The organism is Saccharothrix sp. NPDC042600, from assembly GCF_040647305.1.
Classification (GTDB): domain Bacteria; phylum Actinomycetota; class Actinomycetes; order Mycobacteriales; family Pseudonocardiaceae; genus Actinosynnema; species Actinosynnema mutabilis.
The window spans coordinates 1-3367 of sequence record NZ_JBEZBW010000207.1 but is presented as its reverse complement, the minus strand read 5'-3'; the positions used below and the strand labels follow the sequence as shown (position 1 = coordinate 3367).

The window sequence follows — 3367 nt, the reverse complement described above, 5'->3', positions numbered from 1 at the left end:
TCTGTGGTAGCCCTTCGGGCAGGTCATACGGTGGGGAACACGAAGGCCCCTTGTGGCTGGGAGCCCGAACCAAAAGCACGCCGCTGCGCGGCGAAAAGCTCGGTCGTTCGGGTGCGGTGTGTCAGTCGATGGTGAGGACGATTTTGCCTCGGGTTCGGCCCGTCTCCAGGAGTTCGTGGGCCTTCGCGGCCCGTTCCAGGGGTAGGACCGTGTCCAGTTCGGTGCGCAGGAGTCCTTGGTCCACCAGGTCGGTCAGTGCGAGCAGGCCGTGGCGGTCGGGTTCGCACAGCACCGCTGCGGTCCGGACCTCGGTGCCCTCGGCTGCCGCGTTCAGGGTGTCCAGGGAACGGCCCAGGATGGTGACCACGATTCCGCCCGGCTTGACCGTCGGCACGGACCTGGCTCCGATGTCCTCGCCCACGGTGTCGAAAGCGACGTCCACGTCCCGCACCACCTCGGCGAAGTCGACCGCCGTGTAGTCCACCACCTCGGCCGCGCCCAGCGATCGGACGAACTCGTGCTTGGCCGCGCTCGCCGTCGCGATGACGTGGGCGCCCCGCGCGGCGGCGATCTGGACGGCCACGTGTCCGACCCCGCCGGCGCCCGCGTGCACCAGGACCCGCCGGCCCGCGCGGACGTCGGCGGTCTCGACCAGGCTCTGCCACGCCGTCAACCCGACCAGCGGCAGGGCCGCCCCGTGCGGGTGGTCCAGCGCGGCGGGCTTGTGCACGAAGTGGCGGGACGGTGCTACGACGTACTCCCCGTACGCGCCCGCCTCGCGCGGGAACAGGGGCATGCCCACCACTTCGTCGCCCGGGGCGAACAGCGTCACCCCGACCCCGACCTCCTCCACGACCCCCGAGACGTCCCAGCCCAGCACGAACGGCGGGGTCAGGAAGCCGCCGTTGGCGCGGGTCTTCGCGTCCACCGGGTTGACGCCGGCGGCGCGCACCCGGACCAGGACCTCGGTCGGGCCGGGTTCCGGCTTGGGGAGGGTGACCTCGTGCAGCACGTCGGGGCCGCCGAGGCGGTCCTGGCTGATGGCGCGCATGGTGCTCATGGGATCGATCCTCATCGAACACCCGGGGCCCGGCCAGCCGCGCGCGGGCCAAGGTCCGCAACGTTCAGGCCACGACCCGGTAGTGGGTGGTCAGGCGCCCGTCGTCGGAGAGCACGTGGAACGCGATCGCGGGTGGCAGGTCCAGGTCGATGACCCGGTCGGACTCCCACGGCAGCAGCAGCGTGTTCACCACACCGGGCGCGACGCGCAGCGGTTTGCCCGCGAACGTGGAGGCCGCGCCGGTGTGCGCGTGCCCGCACAGCACGCCGACCACGTTGTCGTGCCTGGTCAGGATCTCGGCCAGGCGGTCCTCGCCGAACTGGCGGATGGCGTCGATGCTCGGCTCGTGCACGGTCACCGGCGGGTGGTGGAAGCACACGAACGTCCGCGCGCCGTGGGCCAGCACGTCGTCCAGCCAGGCCAGGGTGTCGTCGTCGAGCAGGCCGTCGGAGCGGCCGGGGATGGACGAGTCGCACAGCGCGAAGACGACGTCGCCGATCTTCTCGACCTGGTTGACCGGGCCCTCGCGCACCGGGCCGCCGCCGACGGGGTCGCCGCTCGCGGGCGTGCCGAGGAGGGTTCGGCGGAAGTTTCCGCGGTCGTCGTGGTTGCCCGGCAGCACCAGAACCGGGAACTTCGAGGCCAGGTGCTCCCGCGCCTCTTCGTACTCGGAGGTGAGGCCGTGGTCGGCGATGTCACCGCTGACGAGGACCGCGTCCAGCGGACCGGGCAGGCCGTTGAGGTGGTCCATGACCCGGCGTGCCCGGCCGGCCGCGCGGGGGCCGCCGTCGAAGTGGGTGTCGCTGAGGTGCGCGATGACCGTCACGGTCCCGAGCGTAGTGACCGGCGGTCGCGAACAGCCCCCTTTCCGATCACGGCGGATCTACGCTAACGGTGCGGCGTGTGGCGCCGATCACCTCGGAAAGGGGGCGGTCGTGCTGGTCGAGGCTCAGCGGAACCCCGTGCGCCGGGTGACCGGGCTCGCGCGCAGCACGCCGGGCCGGTTGACCCTGCTGGCGTTGCTGCTGGTGGCGTCGACGCTGCTGGTCGGCGCGGTGACCGCGGCCTCGGTGCAGCGCCGGTCGGAGGCGTTGACCGCGTTGGCCGACCGCAGCGAGCCGCTGGCCTACGCCGCGCAGGAGGTCTACCGGGCGATGGCCGACGCCGACGCGACGGCGGCGAGCGCGTTCCTGTCCGGCGGGGTCGAGTCGGCGACGCTGCGGCGGCGCTACGAGCAGGACGTGGCCAAGGCCGCGGCGGCGCTGTCCACCGCGACCGGGGAGATCACGCGGTCGCCGGAGCTGGGCGGGGCGCTGTCCACGCTGTCCGGGCAGTTGCCGGTCTACACGGGCCTGGTGGAGACGGCGCGGGCGCACAACCGGCAGGGCAACCCGGTGGGCGCGGCCTACCTGCGGGAGGCCTCGACGCTGATGCGCGACCGGCTGCTGCCCGCCGCCCAGTCGCTCTACCGGGCCGAGACCGCGAACGTGGTGCGCGACCTGGGCGGGGCGACGACCCTGCCGTGGCTGGAGCTGCTGGTGGGCGCGTCGCTGCTGGCGGTGCTCGTGGCGGCGCAGCGGTACCTGACCCGCAGGACGAACCGGCTGCTCAACGTCGGGTTGGTGGCGGCCACGGCGGCGTCGGTGGTGTCGCTGCTGTGGGTGTTGGGCGCGTCGGTGGTGGCGGTGTCGGGCGCGTCGTCCAGCCAGGACGACGCCGAGGTGGTGGACGTGCTGGCCCGGGCCCGGATCGCGACGCTGGCCGCGCGCGGCGACGAGACGTTGACGCTGGTGGCGCGGGGCAGCGGCGCGAGGTACGAGGAGCTCTACGTGACCCGGGCCGAGGAGTTGCAGGGCCTGCTGGCGCGGGCGGCCTCGGACCGGGCGCGGGACCACTTCGTGCGCTGGCAGGACGCCCACCTGCGGCTGCGGGAGGCCGACGACCGGGGCGACTACACCGCGGCGGTCGGGTTGGCGCTGGGCCCGGGGCCGGAGGGGGCGGCGGCGGCGTTCGACGCGCTGGACACCGACCTGCGGGAGTCGTTGGACGCGGCGCGGGCGCGGTTGACCGACACGATCGCGCGGGCGCGCGGCGCGTTGACCGGCGCGGTGCCGGCGGTGGTGCTGTTGGCGCTGGTGGCGGCGGTCGCGTCGGCGGCCGGGCTGTGGCAGCGGTTGAAGGAGTACCGATGACGGGCGTGCGGAAGCGGGGCGGCCTGGCGGCGGTGGTGGCCGCGCTGGTGGTGGCGCGCCCGAACAGATCACCGAACTTGCCGATCAGGGCGGTCATGATCGTCTCGGCCAGAAG

3 protein-coding genes are annotated in these 3367 nt (G+C 73.7%); 1 reads left to right on the top strand and 2 read right to left on the bottom strand.

Annotated features, from left to right (window positions below; genetic code table 11):
- Positions 1-121 precede the first annotated feature (121 nt).
- Both AB0A74_RS42595 and AB0A74_RS42590 read right to left on the bottom strand, forming a co-directional pair.
- Positions 122-1051, bottom strand: a complete 930-nt coding sequence (locus AB0A74_RS42595) for an NADP-dependent oxidoreductase (protein WP_358258919.1) — start codon at positions 1049-1051, stop codon at positions 122-124.
- A 73-nt stretch (positions 1052-1124) separates the two neighbouring features.
- On the bottom strand, positions 1125-1886 hold the full coding sequence (locus AB0A74_RS42590) for a metallophosphoesterase (RefSeq protein WP_358258917.1): 762 nt from the start codon (positions 1884-1886) through the stop codon (positions 1125-1127).
- A 109-nt stretch (positions 1887-1995) separates the two neighbouring features.
- On the opposite strand from AB0A74_RS42590, the gene AB0A74_RS42585 reads away from it, so the two are divergent.
- Positions 1996-3252, top strand: a complete 1257-nt coding sequence (locus AB0A74_RS42585) for a hypothetical protein (protein ID WP_358258915.1) — start codon at positions 1996-1998, stop codon at positions 3250-3252.
- Positions 3253-3367: the final 115 nt, after the last annotated feature.

Bases quoted from the DNA above. Each gene is read 5' to 3' on its own strand.
- AB0A74_RS42595 (WP_358258919.1), bottom strand. From the start codon at position 1,051: ATGCGCGCCATCAGCCAGGACCGCCTCGGCGGCCCCGACGTGCTGCAC.